The sequence below is a fragment of the Agromyces mediolanus genome (assembly GCF_023715325.1).
In the GTDB taxonomy this organism is placed as follows: domain Bacteria; phylum Actinomycetota; class Actinomycetes; order Actinomycetales; family Microbacteriaceae; genus Agromyces; species Agromyces mediolanus_A.
Genome location: NZ_JAMBNX010000002.1, coordinates 111700 through 137119, shown reverse-complemented (window position 1 = coordinate 137119; position 25420 = coordinate 111700). Strand labels below are relative to the sequence as shown.

14 protein-coding genes are annotated in these 25420 nt (G+C 69.9%); 5 read left to right on the top strand and 9 right to left on the bottom strand.

From position 1 onward, the window contains the following. Positions 1–98 precede the first annotated feature (98 nt). The 7 genes from M3147_RS04395 to M3147_RS04365 form a co-directional block, all read right to left on the bottom strand. Positions 99–1415, bottom strand: coding sequence for an ABC transporter permease (locus M3147_RS04395; protein WP_439954182.1), 1317 nt, complete (start codon positions 1413–1415; stop codon positions 99–101). Beyond that, complete coding sequence (locus M3147_RS04390) at positions 1412–2692, bottom strand: ABC transporter permease (RefSeq protein WP_439954181.1); 1281 nt, start codon at positions 2690–2692, stop codon at positions 1412–1414. The genes M3147_RS04395 and M3147_RS04390 overlap by 4 nt, the downstream gene beginning before the upstream one ends. Then, a complete protein-coding gene (locus M3147_RS04385; protein WP_251202265.1) occupies positions 2689–4203 on the bottom strand; it encodes an ABC transporter ATP-binding protein in 1515 nt (504 codons plus the stop codon). Before M3147_RS04385 ends, M3147_RS04390 begins: the two co-directional genes overlap by 4 nt. A 168-nt stretch (positions 4204–4371) precedes the next feature. Continuing rightward, positions 4372–5469 carry a BMP family lipoprotein gene (locus tag M3147_RS04380; RefSeq protein WP_251202264.1) on the bottom strand — a complete coding sequence of 366 codons (1098 nt, stop codon included), beginning with the start codon at positions 5467–5469 and terminating at the stop codon, positions 4372–4374. 285 nt (positions 5470–5754) lie between these two features. After that, entirely contained in the window at positions 5755–6051 is a 297-nt protein-coding gene (locus tag M3147_RS04375) for a GIY-YIG nuclease family protein (protein ID WP_251202263.1), read from the bottom strand. Between the two features lie 263 nt (positions 6052–6314). After that, positions 6315–7373 (bottom strand): BMP family lipoprotein, encoded by a 1059-nt coding sequence (locus M3147_RS04370; protein ID WP_251202262.1) that lies wholly within the window; start codon positions 7371–7373, stop codon positions 6315–6317. 58 nt (positions 7374–7431) lie between these two features. After that, on the bottom strand, positions 7432–8547 hold the full coding sequence (locus M3147_RS04365) for a mannose-1-phosphate guanylyltransferase (protein ID WP_251202261.1): 1116 nt from the start codon (positions 8545–8547) through the stop codon (positions 7432–7434). A 161-nt stretch (positions 8548–8708) separates the two neighbouring features. Here M3147_RS04365 and sdhC point away from each other — a divergent pair, with 161 nt between their 5' ends. From sdhC to M3147_RS04345, 4 genes are read left to right on the top strand one after another with little or no spacing between them, the layout of a single operon-like run. Beyond that, positions 8709–9131 carry a succinate dehydrogenase, cytochrome b556 subunit gene (sdhC, locus tag M3147_RS04360; RefSeq protein ID WP_251202260.1) on the top strand — a complete coding sequence of 141 codons (423 nt, stop codon included), beginning with the start codon at positions 8709–8711 and terminating at the stop codon, positions 9129–9131. An 11-nt stretch (positions 9132–9142) separates the two neighbouring features. Further along, a complete protein-coding gene (locus tag M3147_RS04355) occupies positions 9143–9586 on the top strand; it encodes a succinate dehydrogenase hydrophobic membrane anchor subunit (RefSeq protein ID WP_243568929.1) in 444 nt (147 codons plus the stop codon). A 7-nt stretch (positions 9587–9593) separates the two neighbouring features. Continuing rightward, the gene (gene sdhA / locus M3147_RS04350) at positions 9594–11399 is read left to right on the top strand and encodes a succinate dehydrogenase flavoprotein subunit (RefSeq protein WP_251202259.1); all 1806 of its coding nucleotides are present in this window, start codon (positions 9594–9596) and stop codon (positions 11397–11399) included. 1 nt (position 11400) lies between these two features. Further along, positions 11401–12162 (top strand): succinate dehydrogenase iron-sulfur subunit, encoded by a 762-nt coding sequence (locus M3147_RS04345; protein WP_251202258.1) that lies wholly within the window; start codon positions 11401–11403, stop codon positions 12160–12162. A gap of 233 nt (positions 12163–12395) precedes the next feature. On the opposite strand, the gene M3147_RS04340 is transcribed toward M3147_RS04345, so the two are convergent. Both M3147_RS04340 and M3147_RS04335 read right to left on the bottom strand, forming a co-directional pair. Beyond that, on the bottom strand, positions 12396–20072 hold the full coding sequence (locus tag M3147_RS04340) for a DUF5979 domain-containing protein (protein ID WP_251202257.1): 7677 nt from the start codon (positions 20070–20072) through the stop codon (positions 12396–12398). A gap of 313 nt (positions 20073–20385) precedes the next feature. Beyond that, the gene (locus M3147_RS04335; protein WP_251202256.1) at positions 20386–23781 is read right to left on the bottom strand and encodes a VWA domain-containing protein; all 3396 of its coding nucleotides are present in this window, start codon (positions 23779–23781) and stop codon (positions 20386–20388) included. Positions 23782–24103: 322 nt separating this feature from the next. Here M3147_RS04335 and M3147_RS04330 point away from each other — a divergent pair, with 322 nt between their 5' ends. Then, positions 24104–25414, top strand: a complete 1311-nt coding sequence (locus M3147_RS04330) for a YihY/virulence factor BrkB family protein (RefSeq protein WP_251202255.1) — start codon at positions 24104–24106, stop codon at positions 25412–25414. Positions 25415–25420: the final 6 nt, after the last annotated feature.

The following is a 25420-nucleotide window of genomic DNA, read 5'->3' as shown; positions in this document are numbered from 1 at the left end:
GCGGATGGTGCGGCCGGCCGGATGACGCGGCGCGCCGGCCGGATGGAACGCCGGAGGCCCCGGGCGGGCTGGCCGCACGAGGCCTCCGGATGCGCCGCTCAGGCTTTTCGGTATGGTTTGCCCGCGGCGGCCGGCCCGCGGACCTTCCCGACGAGGCCGGCGACGGCGATGATCGTGACGAGGTACGGCAGCATCAGCATGAACTCGCTCGGCACCGGCGAGCCGATCACCGAGAGCGTGTTCTGCAGGTTCGAGGCGAAGCCGAACAAGAGCGCCGCGAGCGTCGCCCGGATCGGATCCCAGCCACCGAAGATCACCGCCGCGAGGGCGATGAAGCCCGCACCCGCGGTCATCTCCTTGTTGAACGCGATGCCCGAGCCGATCGTGAAGAAGGTGCCGCCGAGACCGGCGATGGTGCCGGCGAGGGCGACGTTCCAGAACCGGGTGCGGTTCACGTTGATGCCCACCGTGTCGGCGGCCTGCGGGTGCTCGCCGACCGCGCGGAGCCGGAGTCCCCAGCGGGTCTTGAAGAGCCCGATGAAGACCACGATGACCGCGAGGTACATGAGGTAGACGATCAGCGTCTGGCGGAACAGCACCGGCCCGATGATCGGGATCTCGCTCAGCAGCGGGATCGGCAGCCGCGGGAAGCGCGGCGGCGAGTTCAGCACGGCCGCGTTCGGGGCGAGCACCTGCGAGAAGAAGAAGCTCGTGAGGCCCGTGACGAGCACGTTCAGCACGACACCGACGATCACCTGGTCGACGAAGTACTTGATCGCGAAGGCCGCGAGCACCATGCCGACGAGCGCACCGGCGACCATCGCGCCGATGACGCCCGCGAAGAGCGCGAGCCACATCGACCCCGTCGAGCTCATCACCACGGACGCGGTGATCGCGGAGGTGAACGCGCCCGCGAGCAGCTGGCCCTCGATGCCGATGTTGATGACGCCGACCCGCTCGCCGATGACGCCGGTCAGCGCACCGAAGATGAGCGGCACCGCGAGGCTCAACGAGCCGTAGAGCAGGTTGATCATCGGCAGCATCGCCCCGGCGCCGGCCCAGGTCAGGAAGCCGAACAGGAAGAGGATCGCGAAGACGACGACGAGCCAGAGCGGCACCCGGCGCTTCTGCGTGACGAGCCAGACCGAGAACGCGGTCGCGACGGCCAGCAGGACCACGACGGCCCACAGGGCCGGCATCGCGGGCACCGAGATGTTCGCGATGATGATCGCGTCCTTGTCGGAGGCGTTCAGTCGGTAGGTCGTGTCGCCCTCGCGCGGGGCGAAGACGGCCAGGGCGAGCGCCGCCACCGTGAACACGGCGAACGCGATGGGCGCCTTCCAGCTCGTGACCACCGTGGTGGCGAGCGCGTCGGGCTGGGGGGACACCTGGTGGTGTTCGGTCACGGTGGTCACTTCGCCGTCACCTCCTTCGTGACGATCGGTCGAGGTCGCTTGGGACCTCGGCCCGGGTCGGGCAGGCGGAAGATCGTGCGGACGAGCGGCGGGGCCGCGATGAACAGCACGATGAGGGACTGGACGACGAGCACGATGTCGACCGGCACGCCCTCGGCGGCCTGCATCGAGTAGCCGCCGGCCTTGAAGGCGCCGAAGAGCAGGCCCGCGGCGAAGATGCCCCACGGGGTGGATCGGCCGAGGAGGGCCACGGTGATCGCGTCGAAGCCGACGCCCGCGTCGATGCCGGCGGTGAAGCCGGTGGTCACGGTGCCGAGCACCTGGTTCACGCCGGCGAGGCCGAGCAGCGCGCCCGAGATGAGCATCGCGTAGACGTAGATCGACGGCACGTTGATGCCGGCGACGCGCGCCGCGTTCGGGTTCTCGCCGACCGCGCGGAAGCGGAAGCCGAGGCTCGAACGGCTGAGGATCCACCAGACGAGCACCGTCGCGGCGACGACCACGACGAAGCCGAGGTGGAGGTTGTAGCCGTACTCCTTCAGGTTCCAGAAGATCGCGGTGTCCTTCATCGGCGGCGTCTTCGGGTTCGAGGAGCCGGGCGCCTGGAGCAGCCCCGGCGTGCGCAGCAGCCAGGAGACCAGGTAGAACGCGATGAAGTTCAGCATGATCGTCACGATCACCTCGTGCGCGCCGGTCTTCGCCTTCAGGAGACCGGCGATGCCGCCCCACAGGGCGCCGCCGAGCAGGCCGCCGACGAGGGCGACGAGCATGTGCAGGCCCCAGGGGAGGTCGAAGCCGAAGGCGAGCCAGCCGGCGACCGAGGCGGCGATCAGCATCTGGCCGCGGCCACCGATGTTGAACATGCCGACGCGGAAGGCGAGCCCGACGCCGAGACCACCGGCGATGAGCGGTGTCGCGAAGGTCAGCGTCTCCGTCAGCGGCTTGATGCCCGCGGCGAAGGTGTCGCGGCGGAAGTTGTAGATCGAGCCCTGGAAGAGCGCCGAGTAGGCACCCGACACGGACTGCCAGACCGCGACGAAGGTGTCACCCGGGCGGGCGAAGAAGTACCCGGCCGCCTTCTGGACGTCCTCGTCGGTGAACGCGATCATGATGGCGCCGACGACGAGGGCGAGCAGCACCGACAGCACCGAGATGAGGGCGTTGCCGGTGGTGATCTTCTGGAACGTCTGGTGCCAGCGCGAGGGCTCCGGCGCCTGAGCCGGCACCGTCGTGGTGTCGCGCGGCGTCGTGCTGGTCTTGGGCTGGGGCTCGCTCACGCTGCGGCTCCTTCGGGCTGTTCGCCGGCCATCATGAGGCCGAGCACGTCACGGGGGGTGGTGCCGGGCACGATGCCGACCACGCGACCGCGATACATCACCATGATGCGGTCGGCGAGCGCGACGACCTCGTCGAGCTCGGTCGAGACGACGACGACGGGGACCCCGCTGTCGCGCGTCTCGACGATCCGCTTGTGGATGAACTCGATCGAACCGACGTCGACGCCGCGGGTCGGCTGGGCCGCGACCAGCAGCGAGAGCTCGCGGCTGAGCTCGCGCGCGAGCACGACCTTCTGCGCGTTGCCGCCGGAGAGCTGGCGCACCTGCTCGTCGATGCCCTGGGTGCGGACGTCGAACTCCTTCACCTTCTCGCGTGCGAACTCGGCGAGTGCGCCGCGCTGGATGGTGCCGGCCTTCACGAAGGGGGCGCCCGAGGAGCGGTCGAGCATGAGGTTCTCGGCGATGGTGAACGCGCCGACGAGGCCGTCTTCGTTGCGGTCCTCGGGGACGAAGCCGACGCCCTCGTCGAGGATGCGCTGCACGCTCACGGTCGTGAGCTCCTCGCCGTTCAGGCGGATCGAGCCGCGGACGCGCGGCTGCAGGCCGACGAGCGCTTCGGTGAGCTCGGTCTGGCCGTTGCCCTGCACGCCCGCGATGGCGAGGATCTCCCCCTTGCGCACCTCGAAGCTGACGTCGTTCACGACGAGCTGGCCGATGTGGTCGACGACGGTGAGGCCCTCGACGACGAGCGCCTCGTCACCGAGGGTGGGCGGGTTCTTGTGCACGGTCAGCTCGACGGCGCGACCGACCATGAGGGAGGCGAGCTCGGTGTTCGACGCGGTCGGGGATGCCTCGCCGACGACCTTGCCGAGGCGGATGACCGTGATGCGGTCGGCGACTTCTCGCACCTCGCGGAGCTTGTGGGTGATGAAGACGATCGAGGTGCCCGAGTCGCGCAGCTGGCGCATGATCTGCATCAGCTCGTCGGTCTCCTGCGGGGTGAGCACCGCGGTCGGCTCGTCGAAGACGAGCACGCGGGCGTCGCGCGAGAGCGCCTTGATGATCTCGACGCGCTGCTGCACGCCGACGGGCAGTTCGTCGACCAGCGCGTCGGGGTCGACGTCGAACCCGAAGCGCTGGCTGATCTCGCGCACCTTCGCGCGGGCCGCGTTCAGGTCGAGGAACACCCCGCCCTTCGTCGCCTCGTTGCCGAGCATGACGTTCTCGGCGACGGTGAAGACCGGGATGAGCATGAAGTGCTGGTGCACCATGCCGATGCCGGCGGCCATGGCATCGCCGGGGCCGGAGAACTGCTGGACGACATCGTCGAGCAGGATCTCGCCCTCGTCGGCCTGATACAGGCCGTAGAGCACGTTCATCAGCGTCGACTTGCCTGCACCGTTCTCACCGAGCAGGCAATGGATCTCGCCGGCCTCCACGGTGAGGTCGATGTGGTCGTTGGCGACCAGGCTGCCGAACCGCTTCGTGATTCCGCGAAGTTCGAGCTTCATGTCCTTGATCCTAGTGAGCGCGCAGCATCTGCAGCAGATGCTGCGCCGATGTTGGGGCGGGGATGACGGCCCCGCTCAGATGTTGCGGCACGCGCGCCATCGCGCGCACCGCGGGAAGCAGATCGGGGAGGTCGGCGTACCGACCTCCCCGATCATGGCTGCCTCGACTTAGCCGGCGAGGTAGGACTCGACCGTGACGTCGCCCGAGATGATCTTCGCCTTCAGGTCGTCGAGCTCGCCCTGGAGCGAGGGCGAGACCTTGGACTCGAAGTCGTGGAACGGCGCCATGCCGACGCCGTCGTTCTCCAGCGTGCCGACGTACGGGGTCGGGTCGAAGTCGCCCTTGCCGGCCGCGAGGACCGAGTCGTACGTCGCGACGTCGATGCCCTTGAGGATCGAGGTCAGGATGAGGTCGGCGACCGAGGGGTCGGTCTGCGTGAGGTCGGCGTCCACGCCGACCATCGCGATGTCACGACCGGAGTCGCGGACCGCCGCAGCACCCGACTGGTAGATCGGGCCGCCGACGGGCAGCAGCACGTCGATGTTCTGGTCGATGAGCGCCTGCGCGGTCTGGCGAGCCGTGTCGTTCGCCTCGAAGCCGCCGGTGAAGGAACCGTCCTGCGCGGCGCGGTCCCAGCCGACGACCTTGACGGCCTTGCCCTTCTCCTGGGTGTAGTAGTCGACACCCTGGGCGAAGCCGTCCATGAAGATCGAGACGGTCGGGAAGTTCATGCCGCCGTAGGTGCCGACGACGTTCGTCTTCGTGAAGTCGGCCGAAGCGTAGCCCGCGAGGAACGCCGCCTGCGCGGTGTCGAAGAGGATCGGCTTGATGTTCTCGGCGTCGGTCTTGCCGTCGAAGTCGTTGTCGGCCGCGTCGTCGATGATGACGTACTCGACGTCGGGGTTTGCGGTGGCCGACTCGACGGTCGCGGCGGAGAGCGCGAAGCCGACGGTCACAATGAGGTCGCAGCCCTGGTCGACGAGGCTCGTCAGGTTCGGTGCGTACTCGGTCTCGTCCTTCGACTCGACCGTCTTGACCTCGACGCCGAGCTCGTCGGCGGCCTTGGTGATGCCCTCGAAGCCGAGCTGGTTGAAGGACTTGTCGTCGAAGCCGCCGGCGTCCGAGACCATGCAGGGGAGGAAGTCGATCGCCTCGCCGCTGCTCGAGCCGCCCTCGTCGGGGGCCGAGGCGCAGCCGGCGAGCAGCGCCGCGCTGCTGAGCAGCGCGAGGCCGCCGATGGCGGCCTTCTTGGTCGTGACCTTCACAGTGTCCTCCAAAGACGTGAGAGGCCCCCGCCTTCTCGCAGGGGGCTGATCGTCGTTACGTTACCGAATGTTGCGCCGGATGCCTCGGGCGCGAAGAGCCGCAGCGTCAATGGTTATCAAGACGCGACATTCTGCTCATATGAGCAGGATCGGGCCGGCGTCGTTCCCTTCGACAAGCTCAGGGAACCATCGATCGTCCCGCGACGCCCATGGCCCCCTGAGCTTGTCGAAGGGGTTGGTTCCCTGAGCCCGTCGAAGGGAGCCCGTCGAAGGCAACGGGCGAGCTCACCCGCCAGCCGTCCGTGCGCGCCCCCGCGCCAGCCCCGGCAGTTCCGCGCCGCGCCCCTCGATGAGCGCGAGCTTCTTCGCCCGCCCCCATCCCTGCACCTGCTTCTCGCGCTCGAAGGCCTGTGCGACGGTCGGCCACTCCTCGCAGTAGACGAGGGTGACCGGGCGATGGCGGCGAGTGAAGTTCGCCCCGAGGCCGGCGTTGTGCTCGGCGACGCGGGACTCCACTTCGCCGTTCGTCGAACCCGTGTAGAAGGCGCCGCCCGTGCAGCGGACGATGTACATCCATGGCATGGGTTGATCGTGGCCGAGGGCGGGACGCTGCGGTGCCGGATGAGCGGACCTGGGGAAGGATCATGTCTGGCGGCAGGTGGGGAGGACGAGCTCCCTTCGACAAGCTCAGGGTGCCAGGCCTTCGACAAGCTCAGGGAACCAGGCCTTCGACGAGCTCAGGGCGCCAGGCCCTTCGACAGGCTCAGGGAACCAGCCCTTCGACAGGCTCAGGGCGCCAGGCCCTTCGACCAGCTCAGGGAACCAAGATGAGGGTACCGGGGAGCCTAGGGGGCGCTCGGGGAGGTGATCTCGAGCTCGCCGGCGATGATCTGCTGACGCAGCCCGTCGATCTCGGCATCCAGCTCAGCGCTCACGAGCGGCGCGAGGTCGTGGTACGGCGCGATCTCGACCCCGCCGTTCTCGAGGGTGCCGATGTACGGCTCGTTCGTGAACGCGTCGTCGAGCACCTCGCCGACGATCTGCACCATCGCGTCCTGCGTGTTCTTCAGCACGCTCGTGAGGATCACCGGCCGGTACTGCGCGGCGAGCGTCTCGTAGCCGTCGCTGTCCACCCAGATCACCGAGACGCCGCCGCGCTCCACGGCGGCCGAAGCGGCGCCCTCGCCGACCTGGCCCGCGACCGGGAGGATCACGTCGGCGCCCTGGTCGATGAAGCCCTCGGTGAGCGCCTTGCCCTTGTTGATGTCCTCGAAGTCGCCGGTGAACGCACCGTCCTGCGCCGCCTTGTCCCAGCCGAGCAGCCGCACCGTCGCGCCGTGCACCTCGTTGTACTTGGCGACGCCGTCGGCGAAGCCGTCCATGAAGAGGGTCACGGGCGGCTGGTTGCCGCCGCCGAACGTCGCGACGACGCCGGTCTTCGAGACCCCGGCCGCGAGGTAGCCGGCGAGGTAGGCCGCCTGGGCGGTGTCGAAGACGACGGGTTTGATGTTCTCGCCCTCGACCGTCTCGTCGACGATCGCGAAGGCGAGGTCGGGGTTCTTGCCGGCCTGGTCGGTCGTGGCCTCCGCGAGCTCCCAGCCGACCGTCACGACGAGCCCGCAGCCGCTGTCGACGGCCTGCTGCACGTTGGGGGCGAGGTCGGTCTCGCCGGTCGAGACGATCGCCTCGGCGTCGATGCCGTACTCGGACTCCGCCTGCTGCAGCCCCTCCCAGCTCGACTGGTTGAACGAGCGGTCCTCGAGGCCGCCGGAGTTCGTCACCATGCGCACGCAGGCGTCGCTCTGGGTCTCGCCGTCGCCGGCGGGCGCCGGCGCGCACGCCACGAAGGCCAGGGATGCCGCGGCCAGCACGGCGCCGAATCCGAACCGAGTGCGTCGGGTCATCCGCCCGCCTCCCCCATCTGCTGTGCCCCGGAGGGCCCCGGCTGCCAGCCCGGTCGGGCTAGAGCACGTCGCTCGAGCCGCCGAGCCGCAGGGCGTCGACGACCGCTTTCACCCGCTGCGCGTGCTCGCTCGTGGTGACGAGCAGCGCGTCGGGGGTGTCCACCACGACGATATCGTGCACGCCGATCAAGCTGATGACCCGCTTCGAGCGGCTCACGACGATGCCGCTCGAGGCGTCGGCGAGCACTCGGGCGCCCTCGCCGAGGATCGCGAGTTCGCCGGAACGGCCCGCCGTGTTCAGCTTCGCGAGCGACGCGAAGTCGCCCACGTCGTCCCACTGGAAGTGCCCGCGGACGACGGCGAGCCGCCCGGCCGCCGCCGCGGGCTCGGCCACCGAGTAATCGATCGCGATCTTCTCGAGGTGCGGCCAGATGCGGTCGACGGCGGGCCCCCGGGTCGCGGGGTCGTCCCAGGCCGCCGCGAGCTCCAGGAGCCCGGCGTGCAGCTCGGGCTTGTTGCGCTGGATCTCGGCGAGCAGCTGGTCGGCGCGGGCGATGAACATGCCGGCGTTCCAGAGGTGCTTGCCGCCCGCGAGGTAGCGCTTCGCGGTCGCGAGATCGGGCTTCTCGACGAAGCTCGAGACCGTCTCGACGTCGTCGGCACCGGCGACCTCGAGCCGCTCGCCGCACTCGATGTAGCCGAAGCCGACCGCGGGCTCCGTCGGCGTGATGCCGATGGTCGCGATGTAGCCGGCGTCCGCCGCGGCGACGGCCTGGGCGACGGCGTGCTGGAACAATGCGTCGCCCGAGATCACGTGGTCGGCGGCGAAGGAGCCGACGATGACGCCGGGCTCGCGGCGTTCGAGGATGGCGGCGGCGAGACCGATCGCGGCGGTCGAGTCGCGGGGCTCGCTCTCGAGCACGACGTTCTCGTCGGCGAGCTCGGGGAGCTGCGCCTCGACGGCGGCGCGGTGCGCACGGCCGGTGACGACCATCACCCGCTGCTCGCCCGAGAGCGGGGCGAGCCGGTCCCAGGTGTCCTTCAGCAGGGTCTGGCCCGAGCCGGTGAGGTCGTGCAGGAACTTCGGCGCGTCGGCGCGGGAGAGCGGCCACAGGCGGGAGCCGATGCCCCCGGCGGGGATCACCGCGTAGAACCGGTCGAGCTTCGCTGGCATCAGCCCAGGATAGTCGGACGGCCCGCCGCTGTGGCGAGCTGCTAAGGCTCCCCTAACCCGCGTGGTGAGCGGCACGGGTCTAGACTCGGCACCGGGCGCACTGCGCCTCGACGCGCCCGCTCGTCACGGGCCGATCGTCACACAGCCAGGGAGGGTTGTTCATGCCAGAGTCCTCGGCAGGAACCCTGACCGCACCCGAAAAGCCGGCGAAGCAGAAGCCGGGCGGCACGCTGTATCGCGGCCGCGAGGGAATGTGGTCTTGGGTGCTGCACCGCATCACGGGTGTCGCCATTTTCTTCTTCCTGCTGGTGCACATCCTCGACACCGCGCTCGTCCGGGTCTCCCCCGAGGCGTACAACGCGGTGATCGGCACGTACCAGACCCCGATCATGGGTGTCGGCGAGGTCGCCCTCGTCGGCGCGATCGTGTTCCACGCCCTGAACGGCCTGCGCATCATCCTGGTCGACTTCTGGACCTGGGCCACGCGCCACCAGAAGGTGCTGTTCTGGATCGTCGTCGCCCTCTGGGTCGTGACGATGCTCGCCTTCACCCCGCGCCACCTGATCAACGTCTTCAGCCACTGAGGAGTGCGAGCGTGACCACCATCGAAGCACCCCGCACCCCCGTCCGCCCCGCCCCCAAGCGCGGCGTGAACCTCGAGAAGTGGGGCTGGATCTACATGCGCGTGTCGGGCGTCGTGCTCATCGTGCTGATCTTCACCCACCTCTTCGTCAACCTCATGCTGGGCGACGGCGTCAAGGCCATCGACTTCGGCTTCGTCGGCGGCAAGTGGGCCGACCCGTTCTGGCAGTGGTGGGACGTCGCCATGCTCTGGCTCGCCCTCATCCACGGTGCGAACGGCATGCGCACCATCGTGAACGACTACACCAAGCCGGGCACCGCGCAGAAGCTGCTGAAGCTCGCGCTGTTCCTCGCCGCCGCCGTGCTCATCGTGCTCGGCACCCTCGTGGTCTTCACCTTCGACCCGTGCCCCGCCGGCGCTCCGGCTGACCTCCTCCCCTCGTTCTGCGCTGCATAGGAGACACGTGACCAGCGAGACCCACGCCGAGACCCAGGTCGTCGACGGCGTCCACTACCACCAGTACGACATCGTCATCGTCGGCGCCGGCGGCGCCGGCATGCGGGCGGCCATCGAGGCCGGCCCCGGCGCGAAGACGGCCGTCATCTCGAAGCTCTACCCCACGCGTTCCCACACGGGCGCGGCGCAGGGCGGCATGGCCGCGGCGCTCGCGAACGTCGAGGAGGACTCCTGGGAGTGGCACACCTTCGACACGGTCAAGGGCGGCGACTACCTCGTCGACCAGGACGCGGCCGAGATCCTCGCCAAGGAGGCGATCGACGCCGTCATCGACCTCGAGAACATGGGCCTGCCGTTCAACCGCACGCCCGACGGCAAGATCGATCAGCGCCGCTTCGGCGGGCACACCCGCGACCACGGCAAGGCGCCGGTGCGCCGCGCCTGCTACGCCGCCGACCGCACGGGCCACATGATCCTGCAGACGCTGTTCCAGAACTGCGTCAAGCTCGGCATCGAGTTCTACAACGAGTACTACGCGCTCGACGTGATCATGACCGAGGTCGACGGGGTCCCCCAGCCCTCCGGCATCGTCGCCTACGAGCTCGCCACCGGTGAGCTGCACGTGTTCCAGGCGAAGGCGATCATCTTCGCGACGGGCGGCTTCGGCAAGATCTTCAAGACCACCTCGAACGCCCACACCCTCACGGGCGACGGCGTCGGCATCATCTGGCGCAAGGGCCTGCCGCTCGAGGACATGGAGTTCTTCCAGTTCCACCCGACCGGCCTCGCCGGCCTCGGCATCCTCCTCACCGAGGGCGCGCGAGGCGAGGGCGCGATCCTCCGCAACGCCTCGGGCGAGCGGTTCATGGAGCGCTACGCCCCGACCATCAAAGACCTCGCGCCCCGCGACATCGTCGCCCGCTGCATGGTCCAGGAGGTCGCAGAGGGCCGCGGCGCGGGTCCACACAAGGACTACGTGCTCCTCGACTGCACCCACCTCGGCGCCGAGGTGCTCGAGACGAAGCTCCCCGACATCACGGAGTTCGCGCGCACCTACCTGGGCGTCGACCCGGTGTACGAGCCGGTCCCCGTCATGCCGACCGCGCACTACGCGATGGGCGGCATCCCGACGAACAACGACGCCGAGGTGCTGCGCGACAACACGACCGTCGTGCCCGGCCTCTACGCCGCGGGCGAGTGCGCCTGCGTCTCGGTGCACGGCTCGAACCGCCTCGGCACCAACTCGCTCCTCGACATCAACGTCTTCGGCAAGCGCGCCGGCCGCAACGCGGTCGAGTACGTGAAGACGGTCGACTTCACCCCGCTCCCCGTGGACCCGGCCGCCGGCGTCCGCGAGCTGCTCACCGGTCTCCGCGACTCGACGGGCACCGAGCGCATCGCAGCCATCCGCAAGGAGCTGCAGGACGAGATGGACCGCAACGCGCAGGTGTTCCGCACCGAGGAGTCGCTGACCCACGCCGCCGGCGTCATCGCGGGGCTCCGCGAGCGGTACCAGCACGTCGCCGTGCAGGACAAGGGCAAGCGGTTCAACACCGACCTGCTCGAGGCCGTCGAGCTCGGCTTCCTGCTCGACCTCGCCGAGGTCGTCGTCACGAGCGCCCGCAACCGCAAGGAGAGCCGCGGCGGCCACATGCGCGACGATTTCCCGAAGCGCGACGACGAGAACTTCATGCAGCACACGATGGCCTATCTGTCGGGCGACGCGCACTCGTCCGACGCGAGCGATCACATCCGGCTCGATTGGAAGCCGGTCGTGATCACTCGATACCAGCCGATGGAGAGGAAGTACTGAGGTGAGCACCGCTACGCTCGAGCACCCGCCGGCCGAGGCCGACGCCATCCAGTCGTTCACGGTGACCTTCCTGATCCGTCGCTTCGACCCCGACGTGGACACCGAGCCGCGCTGGCAGGACTTCGACGTCGAGATGTACGCGACCGATCGCGTGCTCGACGCCCTGCACAAGATCAAGTGGGAGCAGGACGGCTCGCTCACGTTCCGCCGCTCGTGCGCCCACGGCATCTGCGGCTCCGATGCCATGCGCATCAACGGGCGCAACCGCCTCGCCTGCAAGACGCTGATCAAGGACCTCGACATCTCGAAGCCGATCTACGTCGAGGCGATCAAGGGCCTCCCCCTCGAGAAGGACCTGATCGTCGACATGGAGCCGTTCTTCGCGAGCTACCGCGAGGTGCAGCCCTTCCTGCAGGCCAACTCCACGCCGGAGCCCGGCAAGGAGCGCGTGCAGTCGGTCGCCCAGCGGGCCATCTTCGACGACACCACGAAGTGCATCCTCTGCGCCGCGTGCACGTCGAGCTGCCCCGTGTTCTGGACCGATGGACAGTACTTCGGCCCCGCCGCGATCGTGAACGCGCACCGCTTCATCTTCGACTCGCGCGACGACGAGGCGAAGGTGCGCCTCGACATCCTGAACGACAAGGAAGGCGTGTGGCGTTGCCGCACGACCTTCAACTGCACCGAGGCCTGCCCCCGCGGCATCGAGGTGACGAAGGCGATCGCCGAGGTCAAGCAGGCGATCATGCGCGGCCGCCCCTAGCGGCTCCAGCACAGACGGCGGATGCCGCGGCGACTCGATCGCCGCGGCATCCGCCGTTTCCGTGCCGGCACGTGCGCTCGGCACGCACCCGGAATGCACTCACCCGGGCCGCTCTCGGGGGAAAGCGGCCCGGGTGGGTGTTATGGGGAACGGGCCCGGAGCTCGGGATGGACTCCGGACCCGCTGGAGCAAAGAAGGCTCCAGCCTCGGCGGCGACGACGGCCGCCGGGGTCTTACTCCGCGGTGCGGCGGCGGCGGATGATCAGCAGCAGCCCGACACCCCCGATCACGAGGATCGCGGCGCCCCAGATGCCCCAGCTCGGGTCGAAGCCGGTGCTGGCCATGCCGCCAGGCGTGCTCGGCTTCGGCTGGGTCGGAGCGGCGTTGCAGTCGGGCGTTGCAGGCGGGTAGGCCTCGACCGCGTCCGTGCTCGGGTTCATGCGGATCTCGACGATCGCCGACCCGCGCAGATCGTAGAACGGCGCGGACGGGTCGAGGACCCAGCGACCGTTCGGCAGCAGACGCCAGCCGGGCCAGGCGATGCCGTTGCCGGCCTCGTCGACCGCGGCACCGGGCCAGAGCTTCTGACCGGTGATCGTCACACCGCTCTGCGCGTCGGCCGGGGGCACGATCTCATCGACCTTCGCGGCGCCGTCGGCGAGGATGCCGTCGATGTCGCTCGCCGGGATGTTGGGGTTGCGGGCGGCGTAGGCCTCCGGCGTCCACCAGATCATCACGATCCGCGGCAGCTCGACGTTCTCGATGTTGTACGGCGTCAGGTCGTACGTGACCCACGGGGCGTTCGCGATGCACATCGCGAGCGCGTTGACCTCGATCGACTTCACCGGTGTCTCCTCGGTCGACGTGTTGTCGTCCGGGGTGCCCTCGACGCCGCCGCTCGTGACCGTCGCGGTGTTCTCGATGTCGAGGATCTTGCCGGTGTCGCTGCCGTCCTCGCGCGGGAGCGCCGAGGCCGTCGTCACCTGGAAGCCGAACTCGAAGCTCTGCTCCTCCTCCGGCGTCCACGAGGCATCCTTCGTGAAGGTCGCCGTGCCGCCGAATCCGTCGGCCGATGCGCCCGTGAGCGCGGCGGTCCAGCCGGCCGGCACCGTCCACTCGGCGACCGGGGCCGCCTTCAGGGTGGCGGGCAGCTCGTCGGTCACGACCACGTTCGGCACGACCAGGTTCGGCGTGTTGTTCTTCACCGTGATCGCGTAGGGGTAGCTGGCGTCCTCGTCGGTCGGCACGAGCCACTCACCGCTGTCGTTCTGCTCGACGTGGCGCTTGTCGATGGACAGGTCGACCGTCTTCGCGGTGTTCAGGATCGTGCAGGTGCCGTCGGCGCCCGGGTCGAGCGTGAGCACGCCCTCGCTGAGCGAGACGCCCTCACCCACGCAGCTCCAGTCGCCCGGGCTGTAGAAGCCGAGCAGCGGGTTCGTCTCGTTCTCGAGCGACTCCAGGAGCGTGTAGGCGCCCGGCTTCACCTCGCGGTCGAAGATGTCCGCCGAGCCGCCGAGGCCGTGGAAGACCGACTGACCCTGGCCGAGCAGGCGCAGGCGCCAGTCGACCGGCGTGCCGGGCACCTGACCCTCGCGGAGCTTGCCCACGAAGGCCGAGTTGTCGACCTCCTTCACCAGGGTGAGGTGGGCGGGCTCCGGGTCGGTGTGGTGGTCCGTGGTGCAGGGCTCCTCCGGGGTGCACTCGTCGGACGGCACGTCGCCGCCGGCGGTGACCGAGTTGCCGATCGTGGCGTCCCAGGCGTCCGCGTTCACCGTGACCGAGTAGACGAGCGTCTGCGGCCCGGCGTTCGCGGCGAGGTCGCCGACCTGCCAGGTGAGCTTCTGCGTCGCCTCGTCGAAGGCGAAGGTGCCGACGCTCGCCGTGATGCCGTCCTCGTCGAGCACCGCCTTGCCGAGCACGCCGCTCAGGTCGTCGACCGCGACGATGTCGTGCACGGTCACCTGACCGGTCGGGGTGACCGTCACCGTGTAGGTGATGGTGTCGCCCGGCTTCACCGTGCTGCCGCTCGGCGGGTTCGACGTCTTCGCCGTGGTGAAGGCACCCGGGGTCTTCGTGATCGGGTTCGTCGCGGTGACGAGCACGTGGCCGAGCTCCTCAGCGCCGTTGCCCGCGATCGTGAAGGTGATGCTGCGGCCCTCGGTCGTCGCTCCCGCGTCGCTCGAGGTGTAGCTCACGTCGCCCCACGAGTAGGCGTCGTCCTTCAGGCCCGGCAGTTCGTCCGCCGGCTCCGTCACGGTGCACTCGGTGCCCGCGGGGAGCTCCACGCCCGCCGGCAGGTTCGCCGGGGTCGTCGCCGTGGCGGTGAGCTCGCCCGTGACCGGGTCGCCGCCCTCGGGGAGGGTGCAGGAGTACTCGAAGGTGTACGAGGCATCCGGGTCGACGCCCTCGAGCGCCGCGTCGGTGCCTGCGACGACCTTCTCGATCGTGAAGTCGCCCTTCAACCGGAAGGTGTCGTTCGTGACCGTGATGACGGGCCAGTCGTTGCCCGCTGCCGGGACGGTGGCCGGGTTGCCGTCGTAGCCGACGACCTCGACCCACTGGTACGACGGGTCGGTCGGGACCGGACCGGTGGTCGGCGCGGTCTCCACCGCGGTGCAGTCGCTCGTCGCGAGCACCCCGTTCACGGTGGCGTTGCCGTCCGGCGTCGCCGTCCACTCGTACTCGACCGCGGGGTCGTCGCCGTAGACGCAGCTCAGGGTGCCCGTGAACGGCGTGGCGCCGTCGACGAGGCCCTTTGCGGGGCCGGTCACGACCTTGTCGATGATGACGGTGCCGCGCACGCGCTCCACCGTGTTGGTCACGGTGATGCCGCCGGTCTGGCCGTCGACCAGGGTGACGGTCTCACCGTTGTCCGGGGTGGCCCAGGCGTACGACGGATCCTTCAGCTCACCGTTGTCGAGCGTGTCCTCCTGCACCTGGCAGTCGGCGCCGACCGGCACCTTCTTCTGCGCGGCGGTGAAGAGGGAGACGGTGCCGCCGGTGGCCGGGACGGTCCACAGGCCACCGGCCTGCGTGTCCTCGCCCTCGCCGTCGACCCAGTCACAGGTCCACGAACCGGTGACGTCGAGGCCGGCCGGGATGCCGGCCGTGTCACCCTCCGTGACCTTGGTGAGCTCGAGAGCGCCCCACAGCTGGGACACCGAGTTGGTGACCTCGGCGGTCGGCACGACGTCGGTCGACACGATCTCGACCGGGTCGGCGATCGCCGGCTCGTTCCACGACCATCCGGTCGCGAGGTCGCCGTCGCTCGGCTCGTCCTCGGTGATCGAGCACTCGCTCGTCAGCGGGACCGGGCCGAAGGCCCCGGTGGTGCCGCCGCTCGCGTCGTCGATGCTCCAGTCGCCGGAGGCCACGACGTCGCCGTCGTAGGTGCAGCTCCAGGTGCCGGTGTAGCCGGTGCCGGAGGCGACGACCTTGCCGGGCACGTGGTCGAGCTGCTTCGTCACCGTGAAGGTGCCGAAGGCCTGCGAGATCGGGTTCGTGACGTTCACGAGCTTCGTCTCACCGTCGGAGCCGAGCGTGACCTGCGCGGGCGACACGGTGGCCTGACCCCAGCTGTAGGAGGGATCCTTCAGCGTGTCGGGGTCGAGCTGACCCTCGCTGAGCTCGCAGCTCCAGCCGAGCGGCACCCCGTCGACGAGGACGGTCTTCTGGCCGTCCGCCACGTTCACGGTGCCCATCAGGTGGCCGGCGACGCCGTCCACGGAGCAGTCGAAGTTGATCGGGAAGTCCGTGCCGCCCGCGGCCTGGGCCACGTAGCCCTCGGTGTCGCCGGTGACGGCCTTCAGCACCTCGATCGTGCCGGTCTCACGGCTGAACGAGTTGCCGACCACGAGGAGCGCGGGCTCGGCCGCACCGACCGTGTCGCCCGTGAACACCGGGTCGCCCCAGGTGTACGAGGGGTCGTTCGACGGCTTCTGGCCGAGGTCCTCGCCGAGCACCACGCAGTCGGAGTCGACGAGCACCTCGTCGCTCAACGTGATCGCGCTCGCGCCGGCCGTCGTCGTCCAGTCGCCGCCGACCGGAGCGTCGTCGCCGTACGTGCACTGCCAGGTGCCGGAGTACTCGCGGTCGGGGTCGACCACACCGGTCGGACCGGTCAGGGTCTTCTCGAGGGTGACCGAGCCGGTGACCCGCTTCAGCGTGTTCGTGACGGTGACGTCGACCTGCTGGCCGGGCTGCGTGATGGTGAAGTTCGCGGGCGAGACGGTCACGCCGTCCCAGGCCCAGCTGCCGTCGGCGAGACCGCCGACCGGCGTGACCTCGGTCACGGTGCACTCGGAGCCGAGCGGGAGCTCGAGCGGGTCGCTGCCGCCGGTCGTGAAGGTCACCGACTCGGTACCGTTCACGCCGCAGGCGACGGATGCCTCGAACTCCATGTCGGCGCCGCCGGTGTACCCGTCGCCCTCGACCACCTTGGTGATCTCGACCGAGCCGTACTTCTTCGACAGCGCGTTCACCGCCGAGACCTGCACGGTGACGGGGTCGCCGTTCTGCGGAGCCGGGATGGTGAAGGACACCGAGCGGCCGTCCTGCGGGCTGCCGCCCGGGGTCGCCGTGAGGGTCACGCCGTCCCAGGTGTAGCTCGCGGCGGGCGCCGGGGCGTCCTGCTCGGTGACGGTGCAGTCGCTGCCCGCGGGGATGAGCTCCCCCGGTCCGCCGACCGCACCGGCCAGCACGTCGAAGCTGCCGGTGTACTTCTTGTTGCTGTCGTCGGTGCAGACCCAGTCGAAGCCGAACGGCACAGCCGGGTCGTAGCCGGCGGCGTCGCCCTCGACGGTCTTCGCGACGGCGAAGGAGCCGGACTGGCGCACGATGGTGTTCGTCACCGTGACGCCGGGGTTCGGCGTGGCCGCGCTCAGGGTCACCTGGGTGCCCGGCGCGTAGTCGATGCCGGCCCAGACGTAGGAGCCGTCACCCGGGGCGGGAGCGGCCGGGGCCGTCTCCGTCACGGTGCAGTTGGCGCCGAGCAGGATGTCGGTGATGGTCGCCTGACCGCCGTCGGCCAGCGGGCCCCAGTTGCCGTTCGAGCCGTCGGTGCAGCTGTAGGTGCCCGAGAAGCCGGGCCCGCTGTACACGCCGTCGGGGTCGACGAGGTCCTTCGTGATCACGAGCGAGCCGTAGACGCGCTTCGTCGTGTTCGTGATGACGACGTTCTTCGTCTCGTTCTTCGCGACGGTGACCTTCAGGTCGTTCGCGACGGGGGTCGCAGCCCAGGCGTAGGAGTCGTCGACGAGGCCGCCGGAGACCGCGCCCTCGTGCACGGTGCACTCGGTGCCGGCGAGCAGCTCGCCGGCCGGGGTCGTGTAGGTCTCGCCGGCCTTGATGGAGGCGTTGTAGCTCGTCGCGCCACAGGTGACGGTGACGTCGAAGGCCGTGTCGGCCGCGATGCCGCCGCCCTCGGTCGCCTTGGTGACCGAGACCTGGCCGTAGACCGGCACCGTCGTGTTCGTGACGGTGACGAGCTTCGTCTCGCCCTTCACGACCGTGACCTGCGTGCCCGGCGCGTACGTCGGGGCGCCCCACTCGTGGCCCGCGTCGAGCGGTGCCGTGATCGGGGTGACCTCCTGAACGGTGCAGAGGCTGCCGACCGGGATGTTCTGGACGGTCTCGGTCTCGCCGTTCTTCAGCGTGAGCGGCGTCGTGGTCGAGCCGCAGACGACGTTGACCTTGAAGTCGTCACCGGTCGAGCTGTAGCCGGCGCCCGTGACGACCTTCTTGACGTCGAGCTTCGTGAAGTTGCGTACGAAGGTGTTCGTCACCGTGGAATCGACGGTCGCGTCGACGCCCTTCGGGATCGTCACCACGTTCGGCAGCACCGTGCGGTTCGCCCACTCGTAGGAGGCGTCCGCGAAGTCGCCGGCCTTGGCCGAGAACGCCGGCTCGGTGAGCGAGCAGCTCGCGCTCGTCGGCAGCGTCGGCCCGGAGACCGGCGTGCCCGGCGTCACCTGCAGGTCGCCCTCGGAGATCGTCTGGCCGCCGAGGGTGCAGACGTAGTGGACGGTGAACTGACGGCCGGTGCCGCCCGTGTACCCGCCGGCGGGGGTGTTCGCGTCGGCCGGGACCACCTTCTTCTCGACCGTGAACGTGCCGGAGTTCTGCTTCGTCGAGTTGGTGACCGTGATGGTGGCCTTCTGGTTGTCGACGATCGTCTTCGGCCCGTCGGTGGCGTATTGCACCCACTCGTAGGAGCCGTTCTTCAGGTTGCCGCTCGGCCCGTTCTCGGTGACGGTGCAGTTCGCGCCGGCCGGGAGCGTCGTGCTCACGGTCTGGGCGGTGCCGGTCGAGACGGTGTAGGTGCCGCTCTGCACGACGCCCTGGCCGGCGACGGTGCAGCTCCAGGTGCCGGTGAATTGGGTCGAGGCGTCGCCCGAGAAGCCCGAGGCATCCGTGATGACCTTCTTCACCTCGAGCGAACCGGTCTGGAATCGGTTCGTGACGGTGCAGGTGACCGCGGACTTGTCGACGAGGTCGACGTTGCCGTTCGTCACGGTCACGCTCGAGCCGTTCGCGTCGTTGACGCAGACCCAGTTGCCCTGCTGCGTGTAGCCGGCGGGTCCGCCGGACTCGGCGAGCGCGTAGGTGCCGGCCGAGAGGTTGGCGTTGCTCACGCCCGGGCCCTGGTCCTGCCCGGAGAGCTCGGCGGCGCCGCCGCCGGTGTTCGCGGAGAGGGTCCACGAGTTCTTGTTCGCGGTGCCGGAGGCGACGACCTTCTTCAACGTCAGCTTCGCCTTCGTGGCGTAGGTGTTCGTGAAGGTACAGGTGATGTCGGAGTTCGCGCTGGCCGGGATGTTCGTGAGGGTCACGTTCCGGCTGCCGAGGTTCGGTGTGCCGATCGGCTGGTTCGCGCTGTCGACGCAGGCGACGCCGGTGAGCGACCATTGCACGTCCGCGACCGCGTTCTCGGCGATCGTGACGGTCTCGCCCTGCACGGCGTCGGCCGTCTTGGACTGGCCGCCCTTCAGGGTGAAGCTGTTCTTCCACGGCGAGCCGTCGAGGTTGCTCGTGGGGGCGAAGCTGAACGTGGTGTCGGGGGCGCCCGCGCCGACGACGACCTTCTTGACCGTGAGCTTGCGGACCTGGGCGAGCTTGCCGTAGAGGCAGGCCTGGGTCTGCTGGCCCTCGTAGGTGAGCCATTCGTTGACCGCGCTGCCCGGGTCGGCGGGACACGCCGCGCCGTTCGAGACGGTGCGGAAGCCGAGGATGACGAGCTTGTAGTCGACGCCGCCGACCGAGATGGTCGTGTCGGACGCCTGGTTCAGGAACTTGAACTGGTCGCGGTTCTGGTTGTCGTTGCCGTTGTTCGGCGTCTCCCACATCCACCAGTTGAAGTCGAACTGCTTCGACAGGCTCGGCAGCCGGTAGCTGACGGTGCCCTTGAAGTAGTCGCTCGAACCCGAGTAGTTGATGGGGTTGTTGTAGTGCGTGATCTTCCCGATGTTGAACGCCGCACCCGGCTCCGGCGCCAGCGACCCGGCGGCCGGCTGCACGCCGATCGCGCTCTGGGTCGACGTGCTCAGGTTGTTCGGACAGTTGCTGCCGCCGCGACCGTGCGCGGTGAGGGCTTCGCTGCCGCTCGCCACCCAGTTCGACGGCCCGGTCTCGCTCGAGGAGTTCGGCGGACTGTATCGGATGCAGTAGCCGCTCGTGGTGCCGGCGTTCTGGCCGGTACTGCCGGCGTCACCGCGCTGGTTGGAGACCTGGGCCTCCACCGTGCCGAGGTCCACGGGCGCAGCCTGGGCTGGCGCCGCGGTGAAGAGTGCGCCGCTCACCCCCATGCCGATGATGAGCGCACCGCTCGCGAGGACCGAGAGCGCCTTCTTCAGGCGGCCCTTGGGTAGGGTGTCGCGGTGCCGAGGGGTCGACGAAACACGGGTTCGGGTAAGCATGGCTGCACGCCTTCGGGTTCGACGCGAAATTTCGGGTTGCGCGTCATTCGGGTTTCGGGTTTGCAACCCACGCAGAACGTGAGTCCTTCGTAGCGTGGCAGAGATGAGGGTCGTTCGGAATACTGGCACCACCACCAAAACGGGGGTCAACTGACGGTTGCGTGTCCCCCGCGCCCGTGCACGGCGGATGCCCCGACGTCGCGGTCGGGGCATCCGTCTTCCGGGGTCGGCGCGGACCGGGGTCCCCCGACCCGATCCGCCCCGACCGGGCGGTGCGCCGCCGCGCCCGTTCACGGCGCGGCGGCGCGTGGGCTCAACCGGAGTCGTCCCGCCGCTGACGGCGGGCGACGAACCAGACGCCGAGCGCACCGACGGCGAGCAGGCCCGCCGCGAGCGGCAGCAGCCAGCCCTGATCGAACCCGGTCGATGCGATGCCCGAGGCGGGCGTCGACGGCTTCGGCGAGTTCGTCGGCGCCGCGTTGCAGTCGGGCGTCGCCGGCGGGTAGGCCGTGATGGTGTCCGTCGACGGGTTCACCCGGATCTCCACGACCGCCTCGTTGCGGAGGTCGTAGAACGGGGCCGACGGGTCGAGCACCCAGGTGCCGTTCGGCAGCAGGGTCCAGCCCGGCCAGTCCGTCGGGTTGCCCTCGGCGTCCACCTCGGCCCCCGGCCAGAGCTGGGCTCCGGAGATGGTGTCCCCCGGCTGCCAGCCCGGCGGCACCGTCACGTAGTCGACCTGGGAGGCGCCGTCGGCGAGGATCGCCGCTTCGTCACCGGCCGGGATCGACGGGTCGTGACCCGCGAAGGCGTCGACCGTCCACCAGATGAGTGCCACATCGGGCAGGGTGTCGAGGTTCGACGGCGTGATCGCGTAGCTGAACCACGGGGTGTCGTTCAGGCACTGCGCGAAACCGTCGAGCGCGATCGACTTCACGGGCGTCTCCGCCTCGGCGCAGTCCACGAGCGGGCCATCCGGATCCGGCTCCTCGTCGACCGCGGCCGCGACGATCTCGGCGAGCGAGGCCGGGGCGGTCTCCGGCGACGTCTCCGTCTCGGGCGGCGGCACCTCCGCGGCCACGCAGGCCGCGTTCACGAGGTCCGGGATCGGCACCGTCGGGTCGGGCTGGGCGAGCTCGCCCACCTCGACGTCGAAGGTGATCGTGACCCCCGGGTACGCCATGCTGCCGAACTCTCCCGTGTAGGAGAAGGTCAGCTCGCCCTCGACCGAGTCGTCGAGCATCCAGCCCGCCGGCAGCACCTCGCTGCCGGGCACGAAGGTCACGCCCTCGGGCAGGGTGTCGGTCACCACCGGGTCCACGACCGGGTCGCCGTCGTTCCACACGTTGAGGGTGTAGGAGATGACGTCGGGCGGCGCGTCGCCGGAGTCGACGGGGTTCTCACCGTCGTCGTGCGACCACAGCTTCTCGATCCGCATGTCGGGCTCGGCCACCTCGTGGTCGGTCTCGCAGTCGGCGAGCACGAGCTGCTCGCCCTTCACGAGCGGTGCGTCGTCGGTGCCCTCCGGCGGGCACTCCCCGACGCCGTCCGGCGTGACCACGTTGCGCAGCGTCTCGCCCCAGGCGTCGTCGTCGACGGTCACCGTGAAGGAGATCGCCGCCTCCTCACCGGGCGCGAGGTCGGGGATGGACCAGGTGAGGTCCGTGCCGTCGAGCTCCAGCTGCGGGTCCAACGGCTCGACGAGCGTGGCGTCGTCGAGCACGTCGGCGAGGTCGTCGACCGCGGTCGCGCCCGTCACCTCGGCCTGCGAGAAGTTGTACGCGTGCAGGGTGTAGACCACGTCGTGGCCCGGGTAGACGGTGCTCCCCGAGACCGGGTCGGCGGTCTTCCACAGCTCCCAGCCGGGGGTCGGGTGCTCGGTGACGCACGGGTCGGGCTCGGCGTCCGGCACCGCGGCCACCGTCACCGGCGGCTGGGCGGGCGGGCAGTTCGTGAGCACGTGGTTGCGCAGCACGGCGCCGGGATCGGCGTCGTCCCGCACCGTCACGCGGTACACGAGGTCGAGCGTCTCGCCCGGGTCGAGCTGGTCGACCTTCAGCCAGAGCTTGCCCGGTTCGTCGTCGTCCCAGCTGAACTCCGCCGGCTGCGTGCCGATGAAGCCCTCGAAGTCGACGTACGGTGCGAGCTGCGAGATGTCGTCCTCGATCACGATGTCGCTCACTCCCGGACCGGAGACGTGCTGCACCGAGAGCGTGTAGTCGATCGTGTCGCCACGCTCGACCGAGGTCCCGCTCGGCGGATCGCTCGACTTCGTCACGCCCCAGACCGGCTCGTTCTCCCGGTTCGCGACGCTGCAGTGCACGATCTCGAACTTGCCGACGTCGACGGTCCAGCCGTGGTCGCCGACGAGGGTGACCGGCCGGTCGTCGCCGCCGACCTCGCAGCTGACGGAGGCCATCTCCCAGTAGGGACGGTCCTCCTCGGTGAAGGTGATCGCCCGGGTGTTCTCGTCGCCGTAGCCGGAGACGTCGTACGGGTCGGTCATGCCGTCCGCCGCCGTCTCCTGCGAGGCCGGCGTGACGTCGGCGTCGCTCGTCGAGAACTCCCAGCCCTCGGCGGGCTGCCCGTTGACCGTCTTGTCGATGACGACCGAGCCGCCGCAGAGGGCGATCGCGACCTCCTTGAGGGAGTCGGCCAGCGTCGAATAGTCGGTCGTGGTGAGGTAGTCGGCGGTCGTGATGTTCGTGCCGTCGAAGGCCTCGGGGCCGGAGATCGCCTCGATCGGGGCGAGCGTGACGCTGCTGCCGACCGCGATGACGAGCACGTGCGAGCCGGCCGCCTTGATCGCGTTGGCCTGCTCGATCGCCGGGTTCAACGCGCCGGGCGAGCCGTCGGGGAACTCCCCGCCGTTGTTCGGGTCGACCGTGTTCGGGTTGCCGTCGGTGATGACGATCGTGAGCTCGACCGGTTTGTCGGTGAAGCCGCCGAAGGTGCCGAGCCCGACTTCGAGCCCGCGCTTCCAGTTCGTCCAGCCGTCGGAGCTCAGGCCGCTGTAGGAGCCCTGCACGGCGCCGACGTTGCCGCCGCTCAGCTCGGTCGCCCCGAGCAGCACCGCGGCGTCCTGATCGAAGGAGGTCACCGAGACCTCGGACCCCGTGTCGACGAGGGCACCCGAGAACGCGTTGGCCGCGGCCTTCAGGTTCGCGATGCCCGCGCCGCCGATGGAGCCCGACTTGTCGAGGATGAACGCCATGTCGAGGCCGCACACGGCGGGCAGATCGGGGTTCGGGGCGGGAACAGCGGGCGCGACGTCCTGCGCCGCCATCGAGCGCATCGAGCCCTGCTGGGCGGCGAGACAGGCGTCCCGCTCGCTGCGGTCGTCGTTGGCGATCGGGATCGTGTCGCAGTCGATGGGTGCCGGAGGCGCGTCCGCCTCCGGCACCGTGGCCGGCACCTGCGGGTCAGGTGCCGCCGGGGCATCCGTTTCGGGTTCTACGGCTGCGTCCGGGGGGGCTGCGGGGGCGGGAGGTGGCACCTCCTCCGCCGGCGGAGCGGGCTCCTCGGCGGGCGGAACCTCCTCCGCCGGCGGGGTGGCGGGGTCCGGCGCCGGCGGCGTCGTCGCCGCGGAGTCGGTGCCCTCGGCCGCCGGGTCGGCGACGAGCGTGTCGGCGCTCGCCGCCGAGTCGGGCATCTCCTCGGCGGCGGCGAGCGTCGGCGCCCCGAGGAGGATGAGTGCGGGAATCGCGAGCATGGACACGAGGGCGACGGCGGGTCGCCGCCTCGGTCCGGATCGTGCAGGCGCGCTGAAGCGCCCACGACTGAGTGCGTGCATGACAGCTCCTGTGTTTCATCGGGTTGGAGCCGGCTCGAACTTCGGGTCAGCTGGCGCCAGTTCTGCCACACTTCGGCGCCATCCGCAAGGATTCCTCACCTTCGACCCCCCGAAAGCGGGGTGTCCCCCGAGCGGGGCTCATGGCGGGCCCCGAGCCCGGCTCAGAGCAGGCCCGGGCCGGGGTGGGCGCCGCGCCAGGCCCGACGCCCCGCCGCCGGAGGCCCGTCGGTATGGTGAGAGCGTGAGCGGACGGGATGCCTCGGGGCCGGCGCGGCGCGCAGGCGCGCCCCCGCCCGGGCCTGCCCATGACGAGGCATCCGCGCCGGAGCCGCCGGAGTCCCGGAGCGCCAGGATCCGCGCCGAGCTCACCGTCGCCGAGCAGGAGGCGAAGCAGCGGCTCGAGACCGCGGAGCAGCCCCTCCGGCAGCGCTTCGACGAGCCGATCAAGCGGGTGACGGCGATCACCCAGCGCACCCTCGCGCTGTTCCCGGTGCGGGTGTGGCGGCGCTTCCTCGATCGCAACGGCTTCATCCTCGCGGCGGGGCTCAGCTACCAGGCCCTGTTCGCGGTGTTCGCGGCGCTGTACGTCGTCTTCGCGGTCGTCGGCCTCTGGTTCACGAACAATCCCGATGCGCTGAACGCGCTGCTCGGGCTCATCAACACCCTCGCCCCGGGGCTGGTCGGCGACGACGGCAGCGCAGGCGTCATCTCGGAGCAGGACGTCGCCGAGATCGCCCGCTCCAGCACCAGCCTCTTCGGCTGGACGGGCGCCATCGCCCTCGCCGGCCTGATCTGGACCGCGATCGGCTGGATCACCTACACCCGCACCGCGGTGCGCTCGATCTTCGGCCTGCCCAAGGACACGCGCGCCTATCTCCTGCTGAAGGCGCGCGACCTGCTGGCCGGGCTCGGCTTCGGGCTCGTCCTCCTCCTCGCCTCCGTGCTCTCGGTCGGCGCGACCTCGTTCGTGAGCTGGGTGTTCTCCCTGCTCGGCTGGAGCAACGAGTCGGGGTGGTTCACCTTCTTCGTGCAGCTCGGGTCGCTCGTGGCGGTGTTCATCATCGACACGCTCGCCCTCGCCGTGCTGTTCCGCTTCCTCTCGGGTGCGGCGATGCCGTGGCGGCGGATGTGGATCGGCTCGCTGCTCGGCTCGGCCGGGCTCTCGGTGCTGCAGCTGTTCAGCGGCTTGCTGCTGTCCAGCACCTCGCGGAACCCCCTGCTCGCGACCTTCACCGTCTTCATCGGGCTCCTGCTCTGGTTCCGCCTGACGAGCATCGTCATCCTCGTGGCCTCCGCGTGGATCGCGGTGGAGGCGGAGGACGCGCACGAATCGCTGCGGATGGTGACGCCGGAGCAGCTCGAGGCCGAGCGGCTCGCCGAGGAGCACCGGGCACTCGTCACGGCGGCGAAGGTGCGGGTGCGGGAGGCCGAGCAGGAGCTCGGCGAGTCCGGCTGGTTGGCCCGCTTCCCGGCACGTCGTCGCCTCGAGCGGGCGCGGCTCGAGCTGGAGGAGATCGAGCAGGCCGGCCCGGGCCCGGCCGACCGGCACTGACCCGGA

Coding starts and splice junctions, on each gene's coding strand:
- M3147_RS04385 (WP_251202265.1), bottom strand. CDS start 4,203: ATGAAGCTCGAACTTCGCGGAATCACGAAGCGGTTCGGCAGCCTGGTC.
- M3147_RS04375 (WP_251202263.1), bottom strand. CDS start 6,051: ATGCCATGGATGTACATCGTCCGCTGCACGGGCGGCGCCTTCTACACG.
- M3147_RS04340 (WP_251202257.1), bottom strand. CDS start 20,072: ATGCTTACCCGAACCCGTGTTTCGTCGACCCCTCGGCACCGCGACACC.
- M3147_RS04335 (WP_251202256.1), bottom strand. CDS start 23,781: ATGCTCGCGATTCCCGCACTCATCCTCCTCGGGGCGCCGACGCTCGCC.
- M3147_RS04365 (WP_251202261.1), bottom strand. CDS start 8,547: ATGCCAGCGAAGCTCGACCGGTTCTACGCGGTGATCCCCGCCGGGGGC.
- M3147_RS04370 (WP_251202262.1), bottom strand. CDS start 7,373: ATGACCCGACGCACTCGGTTCGGATTCGGCGCCGTGCTGGCCGCGGCA.
- sdhC (WP_251202260.1), top strand. CDS start 8,709: ATGCCAGAGTCCTCGGCAGGAACCCTGACCGCACCCGAAAAGCCGGCG.